The organism is Nitrospira sp. ND1 (genome assembly GCF_900170025.1).
In the GTDB taxonomy this organism is placed as follows: domain Bacteria; phylum Nitrospirota; class Nitrospiria; order Nitrospirales; family Nitrospiraceae; genus Nitrospira_A.
In genome coordinates, this window is record NZ_FWEX01000005.1 from 907,833 (window position 1) to 931,833 (window position 24,001).

Genomic DNA, 24,001 nt, shown 5'->3' on the forward strand with positions numbered 1-24,001 from the left:
CCTTGCCAGAACCTTGAGTCGGTTCAGGAAAGCCCGGAAGGAAGATGGTGTGCGCGCATGATTCGTGACAACGACTGAGTCAGAGAGAGGGGAACGGCATGAGGATCAGTTGCGATCGAGATCCCAACTTACGATGTCGGCGTTTTTCCCTTCGCCTCCCGGGACCCCGTCGGCCCCGAAGGAAACGATTTCGAACTCGCCACCCTGCGTGGACGGAGTCGTATATTTATAGGGACCGCCCCAGGGATCGACCGGCACTTTGGGAAGATACCCGCCGGCCTTCCAGTTGGGGGCAGCAGGACCTGACGCAGGTCGTTCGACCAGGGCCTTCAAGCCCTGCTCGGTTGTAGGAATATTGCCGTTGTCGAGCTTGTAGAGTTGAAGGGCACTGTCAATATTCGAAATTTGGGCCTTGGCTGCGGCCCGCTTCGCATCTTCCGTTCGCCCCATCACGCGAGGAATCAACAGCGTCGCCAGGATCGCGAGGATCACCACGACGATCATGACCTCGATGAACGAAAATCCTCCGCAGGAGCTCAGTCTCTTGAGCTGAATGCCGCAAAAATCGGTCACCGTCCCCGTGCGACGAGAGCCTGAACTATTCAGATCGTGACGCCATCCCATATGCACGCTGCTCCTTCTATCGACAGACCTGGAGGACCTTGTACCACGCACACCCACGCCGATCGGGAATTGTAACAGGAACTTCGCCCTCACTGTAGCCCCATTCCTTCGGACCACTGCTTCGCGCATTCGCTAGCCCGCAGTATTCATGACGGTTCGTCGTGAAATCGACGAGTCACGTTGCGAGACCGGCGCGCGGAGCCGGGAGGACCCGAGGCGTACTCGTGCAGTACGTTGAGGGTCCGAGGGGCGAGCCCGCCGGCCGAAGGCCCGTCGCAGCAGTGAATCGGCGATTGCAGCAGAAGTGCTCATGAATAGTGCAGGCTAGGGCCGCGCGATCTGAAAAAGCATGACGCCGGGCTTCAGCTGCGCGCGGGGAAGCACGCTCTGATGCATCCGAAACGTCGGCAGCGATGCCACCGGCGTGATCGTCTGGACGTGCATTCCGGCGGCTCGACATCCGTCTGCTACCGTTGAAGGACCCACAACAAACGCGACGGCGCCGGGCATGAGCTGCCGAGCCAGTTGCTGCATCCGCGCAGCCACCGCATCCGGTTTGTCATAGTGGCTGAACGGTGTCCACTCGTAGGCGAGATCGTACGTGCTGTGGCTCGGATCTCCGCGCCCATCGACACGGGCGATCATGTGCACCCGGGAGAACCAGTCCAATCGTTGTGCGCGGGCCCACAGGTTCCATAACATCTGAGCCTGCCGCTGCGCGAACACCGGGTGGTCGTAGAGCACGGTGCAGGCGCGCGGGCGGTCGCTTCCGATACAGGTCGTGATCGCCGCGTCGAATCCGCTGATCAACTGATGCCCTGCCCGACCTACCTGCCCGGCCAACGGGCGATCCTGCTCGATGAGGTCCTGCAGATAGTCCGCCACGAACGGCTGCGTCGGCAACTCACCGATCTCCTGTTCATCGTCCGGGTAGAGCAGCACCGCACCGAACGCTTTCTCCGGACTGATTGTCGGCGCCGCCCCTCCAAATACAGCAGTCCAATCGATGCCGGGCCGCGCCGCACTGACCATTGGCGGTCCGGTTACGGGGCCCCAGCTGTGGCCCAACGCAAGCACCCGGCGGATGCCTCGATCCACCAGCAGGAGCTGCTCCTGCTCAACCGCTACTCCACGTTCACAGGGCGCCGCGCCGCGCCGGTCGAACGGTTGATAGGAGAGTCCGGCGGGATCATCCCAGCAAGTGGCCTTCAAGATTCGTTGCCCGTGAATCGTCACACAGAGCTTCTGCGTCGCATCGACATGCCGTCTGGGCGCATCCGGGACCGGAAGCCAGGTCACCAGGTGCGACCGTGGGGGATCCATGAACAGAGGGAAGGGATCGCCGCCGCCCGGGATCTGCGGTGAGAAAAAGTTGCTGAACAGCCGGTAGGCCGCCTCGGACGGATAGGTGGGAATGCCTCGATACCGCAGAGCCCGTGGCGCGGGTTTCGTCCGGTTCTGATCGTCATACAGCCCGCGAATCAATTCAAACAGCGCCGACCCGGTGCCGGGCAGCAGCGAGAGAAACAGCTCCACCACCGGAAGAAAGTCGATCTCCTCCCAATGCATGGCTCCCATGCATGCCATGAATTGCTTGGAATCGAACGTCCCGTCCGGAAGAAAATAGATCGCATCCTTCCGGTGCCGGATCGTGGCGGCGCCCGTCGCCCCGATGGTGACATCCTGATCGTTGTAGAAGAACCGGACTTCCTCCAGCGGAACCCGCATCGCTTGCGCCGCCATGCCACGAAGATCGTCCGCCCTCAGTCGTTGCCACCCCGGCTTGCGCGACAAGTCCAGGGTCATGGTATTCACCAGGCCGCTGGGAGTCAGGCCGACCCAGGCCCCCCAGTCGAGATGCACCCTTGCCCGCAGGAGGCGGAGCACGCCATCGACGGGCCCCCATTCACATTCATGCAAGGAATGACCGTCCGGATCGGTCGCACAGATACGGCGACCATGGCTTCCATAGACGACGAGATGGCCGGTCGGTTGTTGAGAAACGGATCCCGCCACAGCCGTCAGGTGTGGCAGGTCCGTGAGATTGGAAGGAAAGGTGAGCGTGCCGGGACGCCTGAGAATCTCGTGTACCAAGGAATCAGGCAGCATTTACTCGCGGATTTGACCGCTCCCGAGCACCACAAATTTTGAACAGGTCAATTCTTCAAGCCCCATCGGCCCTCGAGCGTGGAGCCGCGATGTGCTGATGCCGATTTCCGCCCCCAGGCCGAACTGGTAGCCGTCGTTGAGCCTGGTCGAGGCATTCACGAGCACCGCGCCGGCATCGACCTCGCGCAGAAACCGCATTGCGCGCGCATAGTCCTTGGTCACAATCGCCTCCGTATGTTGGGATCCGTAGGTGGCGATGTGCTCCAAGGCTTCTTCCATGTTCTTGACCACTTTGATCGCGAGGATCAGATCCAGAAATTCACGGCCGAAATCATCCTCAGCGGCCGGCGTCACCTCAGGACAGAGCTGACAGGTCTTCGCGCAACCACGAACGTCCACCTTCGCCGCTTTGAGTTTCTCCACCAGGAGCGGCAGCCAGGTGCGCGCGATACTGTGGTGGACCAACAGGGTCTCCATGGCATTGCAGGTCGACGGGCGCTGCACTTTCGCGTTCAGACAGATCCGCTCGGCCGCCTGGGGATCGGCATCCACATCGACATAGGTGTGGCAGACTCCCTTGTCGTGTTTGAGCACCGGGATCGTCGCATGTTCGGCGATCGTCTTCATCAGCGATTCCCCGCCTCTCGGAATGATGAGATCGATATACCGGTCCTGTTTGAGCAACAGCTGGACGACCTCACGCTCCGCACGATCGACGAATGTAATCGCGCCCGCCGGCACGCCGGCCTTCTCCGCCGATTCGCTCAACACCTTGGCAATGGCCACGTTCGAATGCAAGGCTTCGGATCCGCCTCGCAAAATACAAACGTTTCCGGACTTGAGACACAGGGCGGCCGAATCCGCGGTCACATTCGGACGCGCTTCATAAATGATCCCGATGACCCCGATCGGCACACGCATGCGGCCCACTTGCATCCCGTTCGGCCGCGTCCACATCTTCGGCGTATCGCCGAGCGGGTCCGGCAATCGCGCAATGTCACGAATCCCTGCCGCCATCTCCCGGATACGCTCCGCCGTCAGCCGCAAACGATCCCCCAAGGCTTTTCGCTCCGGCGTGGCCTCGAATTGCTCGAGATCCTTTTCGTTCTCGGCCAACAGCTCCGTCTCATGTTCTTCAAGCCCGTCGGCCATGGCTTCCAAGGCCTGATTCTTGACCGCCGTCGGAAGGCTGGAGAGCCGGCCGGCCGCCCCCTTGGCCCTTTTGACCAGAGTCGCGACATATTCTTCCGGAGTGAGTATTTCAACGGGAGCATCCAGCTCCGGAACCGGGGATTCGGTAAGATCTTGTTCCATGTCGTGAATTCCTGCTGCTGGCCGCACATGAGGCCCGATGCCTCAGCGTATCGGCCGATCAAGATGGTGAACGAAGGCACGGCGATCTATAGCCAGACAGGATACTGTGGGGTTCGGAGTCGGGTCAAGGGTTGCGAGCAGGACCCGGTGTCGGCGGAGCACCCGGAGCAGACCCCTGCGGCCCTGGTTGCATGGGCATTGTGCCGGGAGCCAGGCCCATCATGGGCGGCATCAACATGGACATCGATGAGGGATTGGGATGTTGAAACATCCAGTCGTGATACGTTTTCCGGCCTTCGAAGTGACGGACCGCGAGGGGGAAATCGCGCTCCTTGATCGGTTTCGCTTTGCTCTTGCTCCGGACGCCCATGATGCCGCCGGTCGGCGCGCGCATATACTCCCAATCACCGCCGCTCATCGGATCTTGATAGACCCTCCGCAGATACGGCTTGGGCGTTCGCGTCAACTCCGCCAGGGACTGAGGATAGATTTCGGAGGGCAGGATACGCCCGATCTTCATCGTATTTGAGTAAAGGGCAATGGCATTTTGAATTTCGATGCCCTTGGCCATAAGATCGGCTTCTTTCTCGCGCTGAACCATGACGGTCCATTGGCGGGCAGCGGCGGACACGGAAATCCCGATCAACACGATCGAAAACATCAAGGCGAGATAGGTAATCCCGTCAGTATTTCTGAGATGGCCACGCACCCCCATCACCTGCCTAATTGGGTTGCCCCTCAGCCCCTGGTGCATCCGTGACCGGAATCACCTGCGTAATTTTTGATGCCACATCCTGGAGCGTGATCTCACTCATCGAGACCGCCTTTACCAACACCTCACCGGCAATCACTTCGCCGACCTGCACCACGTGCATCTCATCATTCTTCACGACCACGGCCATGTTCTTTTTCTTCTGCGAGCCCCCTCCCACCGCCATGAACCCCACATAGCGGAACTGGTTCAATTCCGTCGCAATCCGCAGCCGTTCAATTTCTTCCGGTGTCGGCCCCTTCGGCTCTTCGACCGTCGGCTCTTCCTCCTCGTTCTGCGGTGCTTCCACCACCGGCTCCCCTGCAGGCGACGGAGGCTTGGCAGGACCGCGAGCACGACTGCGACGAGGGGCGGGAGGCGGTACCACAACCGGCTCCTGGGGAAGGAGACTGGCGAAAATATTGCGCGGAGTCGCAAACGTCGCTTCCCGCTGCCCCTTAATGGCGGCCAGCCGTTCAAGATGCACTTGTAGATTGCCGCCGGCAGCGACGGCCGCTGCCGGCGCCTTGCCCACCGTCCGCTGCCCGCTGACATGCGTCAGGGGGACTCGTTCCTGTTCGCTGAAATGGCCGAATTGCCAGACGAGCAACCCGATCCAAAGGACCACGAGGGTCATCAGCAGCAGACCTTGATTTTTGCTGACTCGATTCATGTGAGTTACGGCGTCGGGGACTGCAAATGCTCCCCGCGCAGATAGGTCGAAATTCGGATATTGAAGGTCAATTGCTGGTCCTGCACATTCCCCGAGCGAATCAAGTTGAGGTCTTCAATGAACAACAGTTCCTCGGCCGATTCCAGGTTGTGCAGAAAGCGGCGCAAATCCTCATACCGACCGGTCACCGTCCCCTGCAGGACGGCTTTCGTCGCGTCGGGGACGGCAGTCTTCTCTGTCTTATAGGAGAGGGCCGGCAACGTCACCTGATCGCGTTTCGCCTCTTCGGTGACACCGAGGGCCAGCGGCGCAAAATCACGGAACAACGGCAACACGGCCCACACCCGCTGCAGATCCGCCTTCGCCTTCTTGGCCTCCTTGTGCCGATTCAACTGTTGGCGGGCTTTGAGCCAGTCGGCCTCAAGCCGCACCTGCTCCTGCTCTGCCGCCCCCAAGACCAGGGCATGAATGCCGTAACTCAGCACACACAGCCCCGCCACAAACGCGACCCAGGGAAGAATGGGTGCATAGGGTTTCCGCCAGGTCAGTTGAAGACGATCGAGTCCTGGAAACATCATGGGTTGCGATTCCGATAGCGCAACGAGAGATCAAACTCGACCAATCCGCTCGCCATGACCCGGTGTTGCCCGAGTACAGGTTCCTTGAATTGGGGATGATCCTGAAACGTCACCGTCAATGTCGTCACATCTTCCAATGCCCGGGCGGAACCGGTAAGCATGATCGTGGCATTGGCAGGATCGAGCCGAATGCTGTTAACCGCGATGCGCTGAGGAATCGCCCGCTCCAGTTCCGTCAGAAACCGGGTCCAGGAAAAGCTGCGCTTCTCGATCAGGTGATTGGCAAACTCTATCTCCTTGGGCAGGACTTGCAAGGCGGCCTCCGACAGATCCAGGCCTTCCTGCTGCGCCTCTTTCAACAGGTCCCGGTCCCGGTCCTGCACCTGGTTCAGAGCTGACTCCATGGATTCGACATCTTGCCAAACCAACCAGGCCTGCGAAATATCCCACAGCATCGCCAGGCCGATCGCCCCCGCCAGTAACATGATCACCAGCCTGGCTGGAGCCAGGTACCACCGATACCGGCTGCTCATATTGATCGCGAATGCGCCGTGCCGAGCAGCTGGTTGCCCGACACGCACCGCGACATCCCGAATCGCCGACACGAGGTTGTCCAACGACATGGCTTACACGACCCCTGCAATCGCCGGCAAGGCGGCACTCGTCCGTGGTCCCGCAATGGTGCCTCCACCGTACTGTTGCACGCGGTCCCATTCCAGTTCCTGCACCGGCACGCCCAATCCCTTCTCCAACTGCTGCCGTAACCCGGCGCCCATGGCTTCATCGGCGATCAGCACCGCTTGGCTGATGGCCAACTCCGGCGTCTGCTGCTGACAGGCATAGATAGAGTCCGCGCACTCTTGCACGATACGATTGAGCGCCACCTGCTCGGAACCCGGTGCCAAGGCGCCCCCCGAGCCGATCCCGCCCTGCAGTTTCGACCGGAGAAAGACCAACGTCCCGTTGTGAAAAATCAGCGCCGTGACTCCGCCGTCCGTGGCATTCACCCATAAAAAGTCAGCGGTCGAACGAGCCGCACGCCCCGTCCCGTGCGCCCATAAGTTGAACAATCGCAAACTTGCGACATCCACTTCCTGTGGAATCAACCCTGCCGCTTCGCAGACCGCTTCATACTGAGTCAGCACGGCTTCTTGCACCACGACCGCCAGCACGGTACAGGGCCCATCACCGGATCCGCCCGGATCGGACAGCACCTGCGAAAACACTTTGGCCCCGCTAAGGGACAGGAGCTGCTCCTGCCCCAATCGCCACCGCACCAACGCATCGCGCTCATCGGAGCTCCAGGGAAGGTCCTGCAATCGTAACACCGCCAGTCGTACGGCCAGATCCGGCAGAATGATGGTCGCTGCGCGCGGGACGCCCGGAGTGGAAGAGCGACCGGGGGCCTGAGTGGTGGCCGAACCGGCAATCGCCCGGATATGCGTCTCCAGTTCGTGGGGAGAGATGATGTTTTGTTCCAACGGAGACAGGCGCACGATCCCCTCGGGCAACGCGGACACCACGCACTGGTACCGCGGCCTGCCGCGCCAATTCCGATGCACCTCCGCCCACGCCAGATCGCGTGCGCCGATTTTCAGGCAGTACTGCGGCCGGCTGGTGATCCAATCCCACATCGATTATCGCTCTTCGCTAAACGTCACGCGGTTGATTTCACGAAGCGTGGTCTCGCCGGCCAGCACTTTCTTCACGGCGGATTGCCGCAACGTGATCATGCCGTCCGTGACCGCGCGGTACCGGATCTCCGACAACGCACGATCGGCCAGAATCATTTCCTTGATCTCGTCCGTCAGGTCGAGAAATTCAGTAATACACTTGCGGCCCCGATAGCCGGTGTCGTGGCATTCCGAACACCCTTTCCCCTCATAGAACGGCGCGCTCTTGAACTCATCGTAGTCGAGGCCGGATTCCTCCGCGAGCGCCTGGTCAAGGACAACCTGATGCCGGCAATCGGGACAGATCACCCGAATCAGCCGTTGCGCCAGAACGCAGGTCAACGCCGCCAGAAAGTTGTAGGAATCGATCCCCATCGAGGCGAAACGTCCAATCACATCGAACACGTTATTGGCGTGCACCGTCGTCAACACCAAATGGCCGGTCAAGGCCGATTGAATGGCGATCTGCGCCGTTTCCGCATCACGAATTTCACCGACCATGATCTTGTCCGGATCGTGTCGCAGAATCGACCGCAACCCACGGGCGAACGTCAGACCCTTCTTTTCGTTCACCGGGATTTGCACGACCCCCGGCAACTGATACTCCACCGGATCTTCGATGGTGATCAGTTTATCTTCCTGAATGTTCATTTCGCTGATCGCGGCATAGAGCGTCGTGGTCTTTCCGCTTCCGGTCGGACCGGTCACGAGCACCATCCCGTAGGGTCTCGTAATGGCGCGACGGAACCGCTTGAGGTCCTCCGGGTTGAAACCGAGACGATCCAGTCGCAGCGTCGATACGCCCGTGGTAATCGCCTCGCGGTCCAGAATTCGGATGACCACGGATTCCCCGAACACGCTCGGCAAAATCGACACCCGGAAATCGACCGTCTTCCGGTCGAGCCGCATGCGAAAACTGCCGTCCTGCGGGACGCGCCGTTCGGCGATATCGAGGTCGGACATGACCTTGAGGCGGGACACTAACGGTGGATGCAGCTTCACGTCGAGCGGATCCATCGCCGAAACCAGAATGCCGTCTACGCGAAACTTCACCGTGGTGGCTCGATCCGTCGCTTCAATGTGAATATCGCTGGCCCGTCGCTGCATGGCGCTCAACATGATCGTGTCGAGGAGTTTGACCACCGGGCTTTGGTCTTCGCCGAAGTGATCGACGGTCAAGACCTCTTCGCCCCGCTCGTCCTCTTTCACCAGGACCGAGCGGTACTCCGCCTCTAATTCACGTAGCGCCTGACTAGACCCTTCGCTCCGTTCCAATGCCGATTGGATGGCGCTTCGCGAGCTCACCACATAGTGGAGCGGACGATTGAGCAGAATCTCCAATTCATCCAGCGCCAGCAGGTTCTGCGGGTCGGAAATCGCAATCGTCAATGCGCCGGCCTCGTCCTTCACCGGCACGAAAGGATGTCGCCGCATCAACTTGACGGAGATCGTGTGATAAAACTCGGAGTCCACGCGGAACCCGGTGAGCGGGTCATAGGGCAATCCATACTGGGCTGCTAATGCCTGCGCCAATTGCGCCTCGGAAATGGTCCCCTCTTCGACGAGCGTCTGCCCGAAGGCGGTGGTGCTGCCTCCCAAACGGGCAACAACCTGGTCCACAGTCCGTCTCGGCAAAATGCCCTCGCGCACCATCACATCGGCGAGCGACGGGCGAGTGAGATGGCGTTGCATCAGCATATTCAGTCCCTCCGACTTCGGCACGGGTCACGACGCGTCGGGCACGGGGTCCCGCCGTATCGTCGGATTATTGAATCGTCCCGGCCATCTGGAAAATCGGCAAATACATAATGATGACGATGCCCCCGACCAGGAGCCCCATCACCAGCAACAACACCGGCTCAATCCAGGTGGTCAACTGACTGAGCCGCACGTCCAGATCCCCTTCATAAAACTCGGCCACGTCACGCAGCATCGGTTCCAGCGAGCCGGTTTCTTCACCGACCGATAACATTTCAATCGCGAGCTTGGGCAGGATCTGCGGCCGCTCAATGGCAGCGGCCAGCGTGCTGCCTTCGCGGATTTCGTTCACCGCCGACACCAACCCGCGCGACACAAAGCGGTTCGAGACTGCACCGCGCGCAATCTCAAGCGCTTCCACCAGCGGCGTGCCGCCGGCTAACACCGTGGCCAGCGTGCGGGTCAATTGGATGGTGTGATGTTCCACAAGAATCATCCCGAGCAGCGGCAATTTCAACAGGTTCCTATCCACGGAGAATCGACCGGCGGAGGTTTGATACCACGCCCGTCCCATCAGCACCGCCACAACCGCCACGATCGCCACCGGAATCAACTGCGCCTCACCCATCTGGATCACCGAGATGAGCATGCGGGTTGCCGTCGGCAAATTGGCGGATGATTCACCATACACCGAGATGAATGTCGGCATCACATAACTCAGCAGAAACCCCACCACCGCAACGCCGACAACCACGAGAAAGGCCGGATAGGCCAGTGCCTTGGTGACTTTCTGGCGAAGGCCGATCATCAGCTTCAGATAGGCAATATAGCGCTGCAGCACCTCGGCCAGATTCCCGGACTGCTCACCGGCACGGATGGTGGCGAGGTACAGGTCCGAGAAATAGGTGGAATGCTTGCCCAAGGCTTCGGAGGCCGATGCCCCGCCGCGAATATCCTGACGGACGGCTTTGAGCGCTTCTCGAAACGGGGCTCGTTGGGTGCGATCGATGAGCAGGTCCCAGACCCGCAAGACCGGTAGCCCCGCTTTGATCAGGGCCAACAACTCCTGATTGAACACGAGGAAATCTTGAAGGGGAAGCTTTCCCCAACGGCCTGCCGCCAGACCCGGCACACCGAACCCCGCTCCTCGCCTGGAGAGACGGAATACCAGCAAGCCGTCCGACTCAAGCTTGGCTCGAACCAGGTGCTCATCTTCGCCTTCGATGTGTCCCTCGAAGGTCGTGCCGTCCGCGCGAGCCGCTCTGTATGCGAATACCGCCATGAGTTCATTCGGGTGGACACATCACGCGCTGCCCCGGTCTCTATCGAACGAGGGTTTTCAGCGAGACCGGCTGCATAGCCGCCTGCTGCAGCCGAGGCTCCGGCAATCGGAGCGTCCGTCCAACAACAATGAGATTCGTCGGCAAACCATTGAGTGATTTCAGCGCTTCCAGGCTGACTTTGTGCCGGCGCGCAAGTCGCCACAACGTATCACCGCCCTGCACGACAATTGTCCTGACCGGCTCCGCGGCGGACGGGATCGGCATCACAATCGGCGAAGCCTGAGGAACGTCTGAGACCGGTGCAGCCTCGCCATCGGCAGGTGCGGATTGTGGCGCCTCCTCCTCTTCATTCTCAAGCGGCTTCACGGCCGACTGTTCCTGTGTATCCCTTGGGGCCGGCACCGCTCCGTCCGGGCTGGATGACGCACGCTTCCGTTGAAGGCGAACCCCGTTCGGTGGCTGCTGGGGCCGGCTGTGCAACGGAGCAACCGTCTGCGCCACCCGCTCCCGTTCGGTGTGAGCCGAAGTCAACTCCTCACGCTGCAATTCGATGACCTGGCGGGCATCCGCCAATCGTCGTTCGGTCTCCCGCAACATGCCCTGCAGTTGCGCCCGCGCCACTTGGGCATCCGCCAATTCCTTCCGCTGCTCCTCAAGCTCCGTGCGCAATTCGGCCGCCGTGCGCTGCGCTTCACGCACCGCCGTCTTGAGGGAGTCCGCCGCAACCTGAAGATCGGTGGGGGTCGATTCCGGACTTGGCGTGACCCGCGCGCACCCTCCCCAGAACAACAGACTCATCGTCGCCACTATCGAGCACCCGAATCGTAAGCCCACGACCGTCCGCCAAACAGGACCCGCTTGTTGGATCATGGTATTCATTGCCTTACCATTGGTTGTAGGGAACTCCGTTGGTGCCGACCAGATCGGACCCGGAAAACACATCGACCATACCGCCTTCCCCTTCGTCGACCATTTCCTGCCAGGTCGTCGTCGAGCCGGTCAACGGATCGGTCGGCACCCGCCGAAGATAGCCGGCCGACACCAACGCCTCAATGGTCTCGGGGTACTTCCCTTTATCGGCACGGTGCTGGTCGATCACATCGCGCAGCGAAAATAAATCCTGGCGCAGCGCCCCTTCTTTCGCCTTGATAATCGCCGCATGGTAGGACGGCACGGCCAACGTGGCCAAAATTCCGACGATCGTCACCACAATCATCAACTCGATAATCGTAAACCCATGCGGTGACGAGAACGGCCATGAGCGCTTACCAATCTCGGTATTTCGTGCCATCCAGTGCCAGCTCTTGACTATGAGTCGTAACATCGTACACATCTTCTCCGCACCAGTCCTTCACACTGGCGGGATCTCGGTAACAACGCAGGCGCCAATCGGCGGCTCCGGTCACGGGATCCAAGGGAATCGATCGCAGGTATCGCTTGATCGTCGTCCCACGCACCGTCGCCTGCTCCCCCGTCAGCTTGACTCCCAACAATACATCCAAGGATTTCGGGTAGCCATAGGGCCCGGTGACGTCTTTGCAGCTCAACTTGTTTTTAACGCATGCCGGCCCCGTCAGGGTGTCTCCGTCACGCGACCATTCCAGGTGAAACGTATCGATCGCGGCCCGGATCACCCTCAAGTTCTGCCGTAGTTCGATCTCTTTCGTCCGCTTGGTCGAAACCTTGGTGAACGGCAGGGCGACTGTGGCGAGGATGGTGAGAATGGTCAGGGTGACGAGCAGTTCGAGCAACGTGACGCCGGACTGTTTCACCGCACTCTCACCACTCCCACGGCTTCACCGGTCCCCTCGGGACTGTCGAGATCGTCATGCTTGGCCATCTGCAGGCGCAGGGACGACACTCCCGGAGATTTGGCGAGAAACGTCAATCGCAACAGGCGCCCCTCATCTTTTGTGGCGCTTGCGGACCGATGCAGGCGCAATTCGATCAGGCCCTCGGTAGCGGATGGCGTCGCCGTTACCGCAGCTTTACCGGCTTCGGTCCCCAACACCTCGCCGAGGGTGGCATCCCGAAACTCGAGAATCTTCGGATCGAATTCCAGCGTAAAGGTCTCGGTATCCAACCCGCGGGCCTGTGTCGCCAACACGTCCACCCGTAATTCCTTATTCATTTGAGCCGTGACGTCTGCAGGCTGGATCGCCAGCTGAAGTTCGAGAGGAACAAGGTCGGCGCTCGCCACCGTCCCCTTGGATTGTTTCGAGACGCCTTTTTCTGCGAGCTTGCCGGAACCGCTCAACGTGGACATTCGTGCCGAAATCTTTTTCGGCTGCATAGCGAACAAGGGCGACGTGGAGTAGACGGATTCCGTTCCGGACCAGAAGGCCTGCCCCTGCGGACCCGGAAGCCGCAACGAATTCACGATATGCGGGGTAATCGTCAGAATCACTTCCGTCGTCACCCGTTGGGTCTTGAACGAACTCAACAGATTGCCCAGGAAAGGGATGTCACCGAGCCAGGGAATCGTCACCTTGGTCCGACGATCTTCTTCCTGAAGAAGTCCTCCCAGGACGATGGTCTCGCCGTCGCGCACATTCAACATCGTCTCGGCGGACCGGTTGCCGAACTTGAATTGCGTGATCGGGGGAGATTGTTGCAACAAGACGACATCGCCCAGGCGAATTACCTCGATCTTCATTTTCAACGAGAGTTCATTCGCCAGGTGGATGTTCGGCTCAACCGTCAGTTTGACGCCGGTGTCGCGAAACTCGATCGATGTGACGGTTGAAGTCGTCGGAACGGCGCCGGTTGCGGCCTGCCCGGGCAACACGTTCGTGGTGGAGAGCAGGATCGGTTGCTTGTCACCGATATTGACCTCGGCCTTCTTGTTGTTGAGCACGCGCACTTTCGGCGCTGCCAGAGTCTTGGCGTCGGTGACCTGCTTGAAGAAATCCAATTGCACATTGGTGGGAAGCTTGAACAGATAACTGTCCTGTCCCAGACTGGCCAGGTTCCGGTACGTGAACTGCTGTGCGATATCCCCGGCAATCGCTCCCGTAAACCCGGGCGGGATCAGAGCAGCGCCGATTTGTTTGGGATAAGACAATCCATACGTCTGATCCACGGTTCGATTCACTTCGAGCACTTCCACGTCGAAGAGCACTTCTGAATCTTCCCGATCGTTCGCCTGGATGATCTTCTCCGCCAGTTCCACCTTTTCCGGCTGATCCCGAATCACGATGGTATTCAGCGCTTCATTGCCATGAATATGCTTCACATCCAGCATGGACTTCAGCAGCGCCACCATCTCCTTCGCTTTGGCGGATGACAGGTAGAATGTCCGGATCATGAGGTCCTGATACTGCTCCTGCTTCTGCTTGGTATTGGGGCTGATAATAAACAGTGTGGGGCCGGCCTTCTGAGCAAACAAACTGTTGCTGTTCAAGACCAGCGACAAGGCCTCATCGAACGGCTTGTCCTCCAACGAGATGGTGACGGGATCGTTGCGCACATCCTTGTCGAACACAAAATTGACATGCGCCGCCTTCCCCAAGGCCTCCACCACTTCCTTCAGCCCGGCATTGCGGAATTGCAACGTCACCGGCTGCTTCTGCCGGTCGTCGCGATCCACGGCATGCTGTTCCGCCGACAGCCTGGCCACGCCTTCGAGGGCTTCTTTATAAGTGGGATCGAGTTCCACGGCCCGCATATACACCGCCATGGCCTCACTCACCCGGCCCAATTGCGCCAGACGCTCGGCCTCACGATACCGCTCGCGCGCCTCCTTGAGTCGCAAGGCTTCGGTCAATCCGGCCTCATGTTCCTTGCTTGTCGGCTCGATCGTCAAGGCGCGCTTGAATTCTTCGGCGGCCTGATCGAACTGGCGATCCTTCAGCAGCTGCCGGCCTCGCTCATCATGCGCCGCGGCTGCGCGCTCCCGGGCTACCGAGTACTTGTTTTGCAGTGACGGCTCGAACGGATCATCCTTGAGCGCCTGTCGATAGGCGACACTGGCCTCTTCCCAGTTTCCAGCCGCGAGATGCTGATCGCCGCGTTTGACGTCAGGAGAGACAAACGTGCCACAGCCGGAGACCAGGAGACCACACACAACTCCGGCCGTCGAGATCAGAATCCGACAGTACCAATGGTCTTTAGTCTCGACGTGTGTCGTGCGGAAGGATGAACGCATAGGTCGGATCAACAAGATGGTAACCTCTTTGATATATCAAACTGACACAGACGCGACAATCAGTTTCTCGCTTTGGACGGCAAGTGCCATGCCATCGTCTCGCACCTCTTTCGGCAGATCTGTGACGAGGCATTAGTCGGTCAGCACATGGGGACAGCGGGAGGGCCTGTGAGGCCGGACGATGTGTCCGGCCTCAGGGAGAGAAAAAGATCACCAATAGGATTTCGGCAGACACTCTGGAGCGCGGTTGAAGAGTTTCCGTCTAATCATGTCGACAGCCTAAAGCCTCCAATACTTGACCGATCCCGGCAAACTGTCCGGATTCAGCACACTCTTCACGTCGACCACCACATTGTTCCGCTGCTTGCGCAACGGCTTCAGCAGTTCTGAGACGCTCATCTGCATGTACTCCCGATGGGCAACAGCCAACACGATTCCGTCTAGTTGCTTGAGCTGATCCCAAGGCGAAAGACGCAGGCCATACTCCCCCACCGCCTCTTCCGGTTCCGCGAGCGGATCGTGCACCACGACCTGAATGCCATATTCTCTCAGTTCGTTCACAATATCCGGTACCCGGCTGTTCCGTAAATCAGGCACATTTTCCTTGAAGGTCAGTCCCAAGACGCCGACGCGTAAATCACTGACGGGTCGTTCCACCTGGCTCAACAGCTTCACGGTCTGCTCGGCGACATACTTGCCCATGCTGTTGTTGATACGCCGGCCGGCCAGAATTACCTCCGGATGATACCCGACGGATTCGGCCTTAGCGGTCAGATAGTACGGATCGACTCCAATACAGTGCCCCCCGACCAGGCCGGGACTGAATTTGAGGAAATTCCACTTCGTTCCCGCCGCCTCCAAAACGGATCTGGTATCGATTCCCAAGCGATGGAAAATCAACGCCAGCTCGTTCATGAGCGCGATATTCAGATCTCGTTGCGTGTTTTCGATCACCTTCGCCGCTTCGGCCACCTTGATGCTGGACGCCCGATGGATTCCGGCCTTCACCACCATGCCATACGTCTTCGCCACGATCTCCAAGGACTCCTCATCCTGGGCAGAGACCACCTTGATGATTCGTTCCAGCGTATGTTCCTTGTCTCCCGGATTGATGCGCTCGGGCGAATATCCGATTTTGAAATCGATGCCGCTCTTCATCCCGGATGCTTTCTCAAGTATCGGTAGGCAGTCTTCCTCTGTCGCACCAGGGTACACTGTCGACTCATACACAACGATGGCCCCCGGAGCGAGATTGGAGCCAATCAGTTCCGACGCCTTTTTCAAGGCAGTCAAATCAGGCTGAAGAGCCTCGTTAATGGGGGTAGGCACCGCCACAATAATAAAATCGGCGGTTTTGAGATCACTGGGCTCGGAGGTGTACCGGACGCGGCTGGCCTTTAAATCTTTGGATGACACCTCTCCGGTCCGATCAATTCCTTTGCGCAGCTCATCGACCTTGGCCTTATTGATATCGAACCCGATCACCGGTGCAGATTTACCGAACGCCACCGCGATCGGCAATCCCACATACCCCAACCCCACGACTGCAATCTGCCGCTGCATCTTCTTCGCCATGTCACTCCCCTCGTCAGTCATCGCCGCCACGTCACCAATATCGTAAAAAAAGAATGGCAGAATATCTCCCATCCGTCAACGATTTCCCATAAGCGTCGGGACGTGCGGAATGTAGACACCCAACACAACCCCTCTGAGCGGAAGCTCATCAACTGATGTTCGAATGGACAGGCTCAACCATTTCCTCCGTTGCCTGACCGGTGAACGATTTCGCCGCCTTGCCACAAGAATTTCGTCACGTTGTTGCCCGCACGAGCACTATTTTGACCGGTACTGACCTCTTCCCCCCACAGCATTCATGCCTAGGAAGCTTGAAAGGCCTTCAGTGTTCCTGACCTCGTGCTCATGAATTGTGAAAGCATTTGCAAGGTTATATAAGCAATTGCTATGGTAGGAGCCCTGAAGGCTACGGCAGGCACCGATCTTGCTCATTTGATGAATGTAGGATACCCGTAGGACAGGAAGCCGGTTCAGCCAGATCCTGCACACTCACCTCATGCGGGCCGCGCAGTCGAACGGATGGAGTGACATGACCACAAGACCAACTGATACACCGTGTACCACCAACAAGAGGACAATCATGGATGGCAATTCGACGTCTCAGGCCTCTAAGAGGTTGGCTATAATTGTGGCCGTGCTGACTTTCTGTGCAGGATCTGTCGGCGCTCAGCACAGTCACGCTGCAGGGGTCTGGACCAACGAACCGGCAGGGGCTTCCGTCGTGATGGACTGTCCCTTCAATAGTGTGGGCGGATGCGGCATTTTCGATGCCTACTCATCATCTCAGATTGCATCCGATTCGTCTGCCCCCATCTCGCCCGGCAGCACAGTCAAGTCCTCAATTTATCCGGGCAATTCGGCTGGCGGCATGCAACTCAACTATCAGACGTCGCAGCTGAACCGCGAGATGTATGTCGGCCTGATGTGGCGTACCAATCCTCAATTTCAGGGGCGGCCCGTGGGAAATAAGACTTTCTTCATACGCGGTCCCGGCAGTAACGGAGTGTTCCTCTTCAATAACGCCGCGCTGAATAATGGATCGGGCTCCATGATTTTTGCGCACAATACAGGCGGGTTGGACAACAGCCACGCGTGCGCACTCGATAGTGGCCTCGCCTGTTATCCGAACGTCGGCCCTGGTATCTTGACCGTTGGTACCTGGACGAAGCTGGAAGCCTATATCAAGGCAAGCACCACGTCGACCTCTCGGGATGGCATTGTGCGTTGGTGGGTCAATGGCGTCCCTGCCGGCAGTTACACCAATCTGAATTATGGCGCCGGGGGCTTGAACGAGTGGGCGTGGTCGGAAACGTGGGATGGATGGGTGAATCCACTGCCCACTGTTGAGTGGAACCACTTCATCGACCACCTGCATGTATCTGTCGGTGGAGGTGGCGCATCAACGGATCAGCCCCCTGGACCTCCCGCCAATCCGACAATCAGGAGCGTGACCATTCCCTGAGGAAACATCTGTCTCATTCAGAAGGGGGCAACATCCGGAGATCTGCATCGTAGATTGAACTCCAACTTTCAGAACAAGGAATGTGTGAGAATGGATCAACCCTGGCTCCTCGCCCACTCGCTGAACCGACAACTCATGCTGCTTCGGTTCGAAAGAGCCCAGCCAAGGTACCGAACCCAAGGGGTTCACGTCGGTCTAAGTTACCCGTCTCTCCCTCACACTTCACTCAGCCATCCGGTAGCGAAAAATACCGTGTAATATATCCTGTCTCATGTATTCTACTGTAACCGACTCAGACTGACGCACTGAAGCTCACCGTTTCAGGCTGAACCGTGCTATCTGGCCTTTAAAGAGGCCGACCGATCTCTATGCGAAACTCACTGAGCCTTACAAGCACCAAGGCATCCCATGCTCGCTAGATCTGTCACTCAATATTTGACCATGGCCACGTATCGAGAGAACCGCGCGCAGCAGAATGACTCGCGTGGCCATCCTCGAAGCCGACCGATGTGCATCTCACCTGAGTACTCCACGAATCCATGAATTTCTCTCTATTGCGTGTGCTCCTCTGGGGACTCGCCTACTTGTTGCTTCTTGAAGGGGTATTGGAGATTCGCGCCCATTCCCGTGGCTTTGATACGATTGCCTTCGGAAGCTTCCAACGTCAGAACGTGGCGAAGACCGAAACTCCTCTCCCTCCTACAAGTACTCTCGCCGCCCTCGCGTCAGATACACCTGAAAAGACAACAGGAGAAATGCGCTATTGGATCGCCTCATCCTCCCATGCGGAAGACAGCTACCTGAGCCGAGACATAATCTTTCCCTCCCGCTTGGAAATACTACTCCAAAGACCCGGCGCAACGATCACCGTCATCAATGCCAGTCATGCAGGAATGGACATTGAAGCGAACCGCGGAGATCTGGAGTCTCGCGGCGCCCGCGAAAAGCCTGATGTGGTGATCCTGTATCAAATGTCGACTCAAATCACCAAACTCTCCAAACAGCTGTTGTCCGGCAAGCAACCGAGATCGTCCAAGAAAAAGGAATCGGATAGTCCGAAACCGATGCCTCAGCCAAGCTGGATTGCCCAGGGTTATGAGCATACGTCACTGTATGCCCTGCTAAAGGGGAATATTTCGAACAGACTGACGGGACAGCGAGTCTTAGCTGACTCCTTAGGTGAGCAGGCAGACCGGGTGTTTGAAACGCAGGTGAAGGAATTCGTGCATTCAGCCAGGAAAGTCGGCGCAGAACCGGTCTTATGTACCTTTGCCACTAGCCACACCAAGAAAAACTTGCCGGACGTGCCCGGAGAGGTCACGGACTTTCTGTTCCGATACAACGTGTACTTATCCCTTTCTGGATGGTTTGAGACCATCACCCGCTTTAACCAGACTCTCAAACGGGTGGCCGATGAGGAACATATCCGCCTCGTCGATTTGGATTTAGTCGTGTCGGGACACCCGGAATATTTTCGTGATTTCGTCCACTTTACCCCTGAAGGGCACCAGAAGGTGGCAGAAACCATCTATGCGGGGCTTCAGACCGAGCTCCCTCAAAGGTTCGCCAGCGAAACATCGAACGCGCACTAGAGAAACCTCGTGAACTTTAATTCTGTTGAGTTTTCAGCTTTTTTTGTCTGTGTTCTGGTTTTGTATACCGTCGTTTTTTACCGCGAACGATGGCGCGACGTTCTCTTGTTAGCAGCCAGCTATTTTTTCTACATGAGTTGGAACTGGAAGTACGCAGGATTGCTGGCATTCTCCACGATCGTCGATTACTCGGTGGGACTCGTCCTGGCACGGGAACAACGGCCTCGAGCGAGGACGTACATCCTGATCATCAGCCTGACGTCCAATCTCGGCCTGTTGGCCCTCTTCAAGTATTACAATTTCTTCATCGAGCTATCAGGGCCTGCGATCGCGATGTTCGGGTGGGACCTTTCCCTCCTGCGACACGAACTCCTGCTGCCGGTCGGCATCTCCTTTTATACGTTTCAAACAATGAGTTACACGATCGACGTGTACCGCGGGGAGCGCGTTCTGGAACGAAATTTCCTCAAGTTTGCCGTCTTTGTTGCCTTTTTCCCTCAATTGATCGCAGGCCCGATTGTGCGGGCGAAGCAATTCCTCCCACAATTGCACCACCTCCCCAACGTAACGACTCAGCGATTTCACGATGGACTCTTTCTGGTCTTCAAGGGCCTTTCCAAAAAGATCCTGATCGCCGACCTCCTGGCAACCCTGGCGGTCGACAACGTGTTCACCCATCCCCTCACGTTTTCATCCTGGGACCTGTTGATCGGTCTCTATGCGTATACATTCCAGATTTACTATGACTTTTCCGGTTACAGCGATATTGCCATCGGACTGGCAAAGATGCTGGGCTACGATCTCCCGCAGAACTTCAACCGACCCTATCTTTCACAGAATGTGCGTGAGTTTTGGACTCGCTGGCACATCTCCCTTTCTACCTGGTTGCGGGACTATCTCTATATTTCACTCGGCGGCAGCCGGGCGGCGCCATGGCGAGTCAAAATGAACCTGATGATCACCATGTTCCTGGGCGGGTTGTGGCACGGGGCTGCGCTTCATTTTATTTGCTGGGGGGTGTACCACGGTTTGCTTCTCATTTTGGCCAGACAGGGACCGAAAACCGAAGCCGTGCGCACCGCCGCCCAAAAGGTACTGCTGCAGATTGGGTGTTTCCACCTGATTGCTTTCGGCTGGCTCCTGTTTCGCGTCCAAGACCTGGACAATTTCCTCGATTTTATCCGCGGGTGGAGTCACCTGACCGGTGGCACGAGGCTGAGTGGCGTGTTTTACATCATCCTGAGCCTAGGCATACTGTTTCATGTATTCCCGGCACAAAGACTGGAGCGATTCGCGCAGTGGTGGATCATGAGACCTGTCCCGATCCAAGCCGCCACATATGGGACTCTCCTGCTGATTTATGCGGGAATGACTCTGGAAGCGCCGTCTTTTATCTATTTTCAATTCTAAGGCGGCCGGGATCGGCGAGGATCTAAAGAAACTCTCCCCCACCTCCACTCACCACAAATATGCGCGAACCGCCCCCCAGCAGATTGGTTTACCTGGACAGTTTTCGTGGCCTGGCCATCGCCATGGTAGTTGCAACCCATGCTCTCGGATACTCTCACCTTGATCAAGAAAGTGAGCAACTCCTGGGGTTTCTCTCTCGAACCATCGCGGTGCCGGTATTTTTTCTGGTCGATGGAATTCTGTTCGCGTTAGGGCATCAAGAGCAGACGACCTTCGACTGTGCGGCTTATGTCCGCAAGAGTGCGCGACGCTTACTTTTGCCCTGGGTGGTGTTCACCGTTTTCTATTGCGCCCTGCGCATTCCCTTTGAGTACATCGATAACAGCTCCGCGCATGTCGTGTATGGCCAGACCTGGCAAGAGATCGCCTTGGCTGCCTATCTCTCCTCGTTCTCATCTCAAATGTATTTTCTGCTCTCCCTTTTTCTTATCCGTGCCTTTTCGAAGGTCACCTATCGCGTGATACATGCACGCTCGCCGCATCGGACCGTCACCGCCCTGGTCTATATCGCCATTTTTCACACCGCACCGATTCAACCGTGGTTTCACCCGGGGCTTGACCCCGTCTACCATGCGCTCTGGGGAATGCAGTTCTATCTTGTCGGTCTGGCACTCCAGCCTTTCACCCCGCTCTGGATGGCCCAAGGGCGCTGGTTATCGGGAACCGCCATTGCACTAGGTTTCCTGATCGCATCTTTCTTTCAAGGCATGGCTCTTTACAGCCAATTTCTATTGTTGTTGGGCTGCTATCTATTATTTATTTCGAACCCCACCCGCTTCCAATTCCTCTCCAGCTTGGGACGAAGATCAATGGGAATTTACCTTGTACATATCCCTCTGATCATGAAAATATTCTCTTTGCTGCTCGCGCGAGTGCTATCCCCAACCTCTCCGATGTTCTTCGTCGTTCTTTCAACCGCAACCTTGTACGCTTCTGCCTTCCTGACAAGCATAATTCTTCAGCATCCCTATGGCCGGACAATACTGGGTGAACCGCTGAACTCCTCCTCTAGCGTCGGCTCCAAACGGTAGCCACATTACTCGGCCAACTTGCCTCTGAATTTCCTGGCATTTCCTGCTCCCGGTGAGTGACGTAAGGTCGAAAAAGTGGACGCCTTCAACCTACAATCAGAGGTCTGGAGGTGTGCCATGGAACGGGTTCCCCGACAGAAGTACACGAAGGAGTTCCGGGAGCAGGCGGTGCGCCTCGTGCTTGAACAGGACTTGACGACTCCGGAGGCTGCGAGACGACTGACGATGTCGGACAAGACGCTTGCAAACTGGGTGTTTCGAGCTCGGCGTGGCCAGCTCGCGACACTGGGAGAGAGCCGACGGTCCCTGACGGAGTTGGAGGCCGAGGTCTCTCGGCTGAAACGCGAACTTGCCGAGGCGCGGATGGAGCGTGACATCCTAAAAAAAGCCACCGCGTACTTTGCCAAGGCGCAGCTGCCCGGTACGCGCTCATGAGGACGCTGCGTCCCCAGTATCCTCTGCATCTCTTGTGTCGGGTGCTGGAGGTGTCCCGAAGTGGGTATTATGCGTGGCGGAACCGCCGCCCCTCGAAACGGGCCCAAGAGAACGCACGGCTAGAAGTGGCGATCCAGGCCGCGCATGTGCGCACCCGGCAGACCTACGGACCGGTACGCCTCCAGACGGAATTGCGGGACGACGGGTTCCCCGCTGGGATCGGGCGCATCAAGCGGCTGCGCAAGAAGTTGGGGCTTCGCTGCACACAGGTTCGGCGATTCACGACGACCACCGAGTCCAAGCATGCCCTGCCGGTGGCGGAGAATGTCTTGGCCCAAACGTTTGTCGCGACACGCCCAAACGAGACGTGGGTGACCGACAGCACCTACGTGCCGACCGCGGAAGGCTGGTTGTATCTCGCCGGCATCAAAGATCTGTTCACCTGCGAGGTGGTCGGTCATGCGATGAACGCCCGGATGACGACGGACTTGGTGTCGGAGGCGCTCAGGAAGGCCCTCACGACCAAGCGCCCGGGACCGGGGCTCCTGCATCACTCCGATCGCGGCTCCCAATATTGTGCTCAGGATTATCAGGAGCAGTTGCGGCAGTTCGGCCTCGTCCCGTCCATGAGCCGGAAGGGCAACTGTTATGACAACGCGCCGATGGAGAGTTTCTGGGGCACGCTCAAGAATGAGTTGGTGCACCACCGGCGGTATGCCACGCGGGCGCAGGCCCGGCACGAGATCGCGGAATACATCGAGCTCTTCTATAACCGTCAGCGGCGACATTCCCGACTGGGGAATCTCTCGCCGGTGGCCTTCGCCCAACAGTGGGCCCGTCAACAGCCGGCGGCATGAGGCTGCAATCGATGGCGTCCACTATTGACGACCGAGGTCAGAGTGGATCCGTAAGCTCCCCATAGATCGAGACAGTTAAACGGAAAACATTCTGGCAGAATGGTCCCCCTAGCCAGGAGGTTCCCATGCGGCGATCGAAGTTCACCGACACGCAAATCGCGTCGATCCTGAAAGAAGCCGATGCCGGGCACCCGGTCTATGAGTTGTGGCAGCAGCAAGGCATCAGTTCCGCGAGGTACTACAAGTGGAAAGCAAGTACGGTGGGCTCGAGGCCTCGGACGTGAAACGGCTGAAGGAATTGGAACACGAAAACCCCCGCCTCAAGCGGATGTATGCCGATCTCTCGCTCGAGAATGCGGCGCTGAAAGATGTCATCGCAAAAACGCTCTGACGCCCGCTGAACGTCGGGAGGTCGTCACGCATCTCGTGACCGTACACAGCCTCCCGGTTCAGCGGGCCTGTCGCGCAGTGGGTTTGGCACCGGCGACGTACTACCGGCCGCTCATGAACTGGCTCGGCGGGATGCCCCAGTCATCGCAGCCCTCACGACCCTGGTGGCGGTCAAAAGTTGCTGGGGCTGTTCAGCGACAATTAGAATTGCAGGGCGTGTTGCCTCACAATAGAATGTTACCCGAGCGTGGGGGAGAAATCACGGGCCCATTCGTGCGCGCTGGGATTGGCAAGAATGAGCCGCCGAGCCTCCGCCGTCCGCCACGCCTGGACCCGCCG

The 24,001-nt window shown here is 58.2% G+C and carries 20 protein-coding genes and 1 pseudogene; 6 read left to right on the forward strand and 15 right to left on the reverse strand.

Features of this window, described 5'->3' with window-relative positions; translation table 11 throughout:
• Positions 1 to 105 precede the first annotated feature (105 nt).
• The 15 genes from gspG to NSND_RS04495 form a co-directional block, all read right to left on the reverse strand.
• Entirely contained in the window at positions 106 to 624 is a 519-nt protein-coding gene (gene gspG, locus NSND_RS04425) for a type II secretion system major pseudopilin GspG (RefSeq protein WP_159450632.1), read from the reverse strand.
• Positions 625 to 948: 324 nt separating this feature from the next.
• Entirely contained in the window at positions 949 to 2,733 is a 1,785-nt protein-coding gene (locus NSND_RS04430) for a hypothetical protein (protein ID WP_080877797.1), read from the reverse strand.
• Complete coding sequence (locus tag NSND_RS04435) at positions 2,734 to 4,047, reverse strand: glutamate-5-semialdehyde dehydrogenase (RefSeq protein ID WP_143833387.1); 1,314 nt, start codon at positions 4,045 to 4,047, stop codon at positions 2,734 to 2,736. It abuts the gene before it with no gap.
• A 124-nt stretch (positions 4,048 to 4,171) separates the two neighbouring features.
• On the reverse strand, positions 4,172 to 4,756 hold the full coding sequence (locus NSND_RS04440) for a type II secretion system protein (RefSeq protein WP_143833388.1): 585 nt from the start codon (positions 4,754 to 4,756) through the stop codon (positions 4,172 to 4,174).
• 13 nt (positions 4,757 to 4,769) lie between these two features.
• Entirely contained in the window at positions 4,770 to 5,435 is a 666-nt protein-coding gene (locus NSND_RS04445; protein WP_143833389.1) for a hypothetical protein, read from the reverse strand.
• A 41-nt stretch (positions 5,436 to 5,476) separates the two neighbouring features.
• On the reverse strand, positions 5,477 to 6,049 hold the full coding sequence (pilO, locus tag NSND_RS04450; protein WP_080877800.1) for a type 4a pilus biogenesis protein PilO: 573 nt from the start codon (positions 6,047 to 6,049) through the stop codon (positions 5,477 to 5,479).
• Positions 6,046 to 6,672 (reverse strand): PilN domain-containing protein, encoded by a 627-nt coding sequence (locus NSND_RS04455; protein ID WP_080877801.1) that lies wholly within the window; start codon positions 6,670 to 6,672, stop codon positions 6,046 to 6,048. Before NSND_RS04455 ends, pilO begins: the two co-directional genes overlap by 4 nt.
• 3 nt (positions 6,673 to 6,675) lie before the next feature.
• The gene (locus NSND_RS04460) at positions 6,676 to 7,683 is read right to left on the reverse strand and encodes a type IV pilus biogenesis protein PilM (RefSeq protein ID WP_080877802.1); all 1,008 of its coding nucleotides are present in this window, start codon (positions 7,681 to 7,683) and stop codon (positions 6,676 to 6,678) included.
• 3 nt (positions 7,684 to 7,686) lie between these two features.
• Entirely contained in the window at positions 7,687 to 9,420 is a 1,734-nt protein-coding gene (locus NSND_RS04465) for a GspE/PulE family protein (RefSeq protein WP_143833390.1), read from the reverse strand.
• Positions 9,421 to 9,487: 67 nt separating this feature from the next.
• Positions 9,488 to 10,702 carry a type II secretion system F family protein gene (locus NSND_RS04470; protein WP_080877803.1) on the reverse strand — a complete coding sequence of 405 codons (1,215 nt, stop codon included), beginning with the start codon at positions 10,700 to 10,702 and terminating at the stop codon, positions 9,488 to 9,490.
• A 40-nt stretch (positions 10,703 to 10,742) separates the two neighbouring features.
• Positions 10,743 to 11,573, reverse strand: coding sequence for a LysM peptidoglycan-binding domain-containing protein (locus NSND_RS04475; RefSeq protein WP_159450633.1), 831 nt, complete (start codon positions 11,571 to 11,573; stop codon positions 10,743 to 10,745).
• 13 nt (positions 11,574 to 11,586) lie between these two features.
• Complete coding sequence (locus tag NSND_RS21895; protein WP_080877805.1) at positions 11,587 to 11,994, reverse strand: prepilin-type N-terminal cleavage/methylation domain-containing protein; 408 nt, start codon at positions 11,992 to 11,994, stop codon at positions 11,587 to 11,589.
• Complete coding sequence (locus NSND_RS04485) at positions 11,969 to 12,475, reverse strand: type II secretion system protein (protein ID WP_080877806.1); 507 nt, start codon at positions 12,473 to 12,475, stop codon at positions 11,969 to 11,971. The genes NSND_RS21895 and NSND_RS04485 overlap by 26 nt, the downstream gene beginning before the upstream one ends.
• A complete protein-coding gene (locus NSND_RS04490; protein ID WP_080877807.1) occupies positions 12,472 to 14,850 on the reverse strand; it encodes a secretin N-terminal domain-containing protein in 2,379 nt (792 codons plus the stop codon). The genes NSND_RS04485 and NSND_RS04490 overlap by 4 nt, the downstream gene beginning before the upstream one ends.
• 279 nt (positions 14,851 to 15,129) lie before the next feature.
• The gene (locus NSND_RS04495) at positions 15,130 to 16,425 is read right to left on the reverse strand and encodes a nucleotide sugar dehydrogenase (RefSeq protein WP_200810488.1); all 1,296 of its coding nucleotides are present in this window, start codon (positions 16,423 to 16,425) and stop codon (positions 15,130 to 15,132) included.
• 580 nt (positions 16,426 to 17,005) lie between these two features.
• Between NSND_RS04495 and NSND_RS04500 the strand changes: the two genes are divergently transcribed.
• The 6 genes and pseudogenes from NSND_RS04500 to NSND_RS04525 form a co-directional block, all read left to right on the forward strand.
• On the forward strand, positions 17,006 to 17,887 hold the full coding sequence (locus NSND_RS04500) for a hypothetical protein (protein WP_235000164.1): 882 nt from the start codon (positions 17,006 to 17,008) through the stop codon (positions 17,885 to 17,887).
• A gap of 605 nt (positions 17,888 to 18,492) precedes the next feature.
• On the forward strand, positions 18,493 to 19,479 hold the full coding sequence (locus NSND_RS04505) for an SGNH/GDSL hydrolase family protein (protein ID WP_143833392.1): 987 nt from the start codon (positions 18,493 to 18,495) through the stop codon (positions 19,477 to 19,479).
• 132 nt (positions 19,480 to 19,611) lie between these two features.
• Entirely contained in the window at positions 19,612 to 20,889 is a 1,278-nt protein-coding gene (locus tag NSND_RS04510) for an MBOAT family O-acyltransferase (RefSeq protein WP_143833393.1), read from the forward strand.
• Between the two features lie 59 nt (positions 20,890 to 20,948).
• Positions 20,949 to 21,980: an acyltransferase family protein gene (locus tag NSND_RS04515; protein WP_080877811.1), complete on the forward strand. Its 1,032-nt coding sequence runs from the start codon at positions 20,949 to 20,951 to the stop codon at positions 21,978 to 21,980.
• A 117-nt stretch (positions 21,981 to 22,097) separates the two neighbouring features.
• Positions 22,098 to 23,272 (forward strand): IS3 family transposase gene (locus NSND_RS04520; RefSeq protein ID WP_143833394.1). Its coding sequence is split into 2 segments (ribosomal slippage): positions 22,098 to 22,383 and positions 22,383 to 23,272, totalling 1,176 coding nucleotides; the frame shifts between segments, so codons are not numbered across the junction.
• A 125-nt stretch (positions 23,273 to 23,397) separates the two neighbouring features.
• Positions 23,398 to 23,616, forward strand: a pseudogene (locus tag NSND_RS04525) (transposase); the annotation flags it as partial.
• Between the last annotated feature and the right edge of the window lie 385 nt (positions 23,617 to 24,001).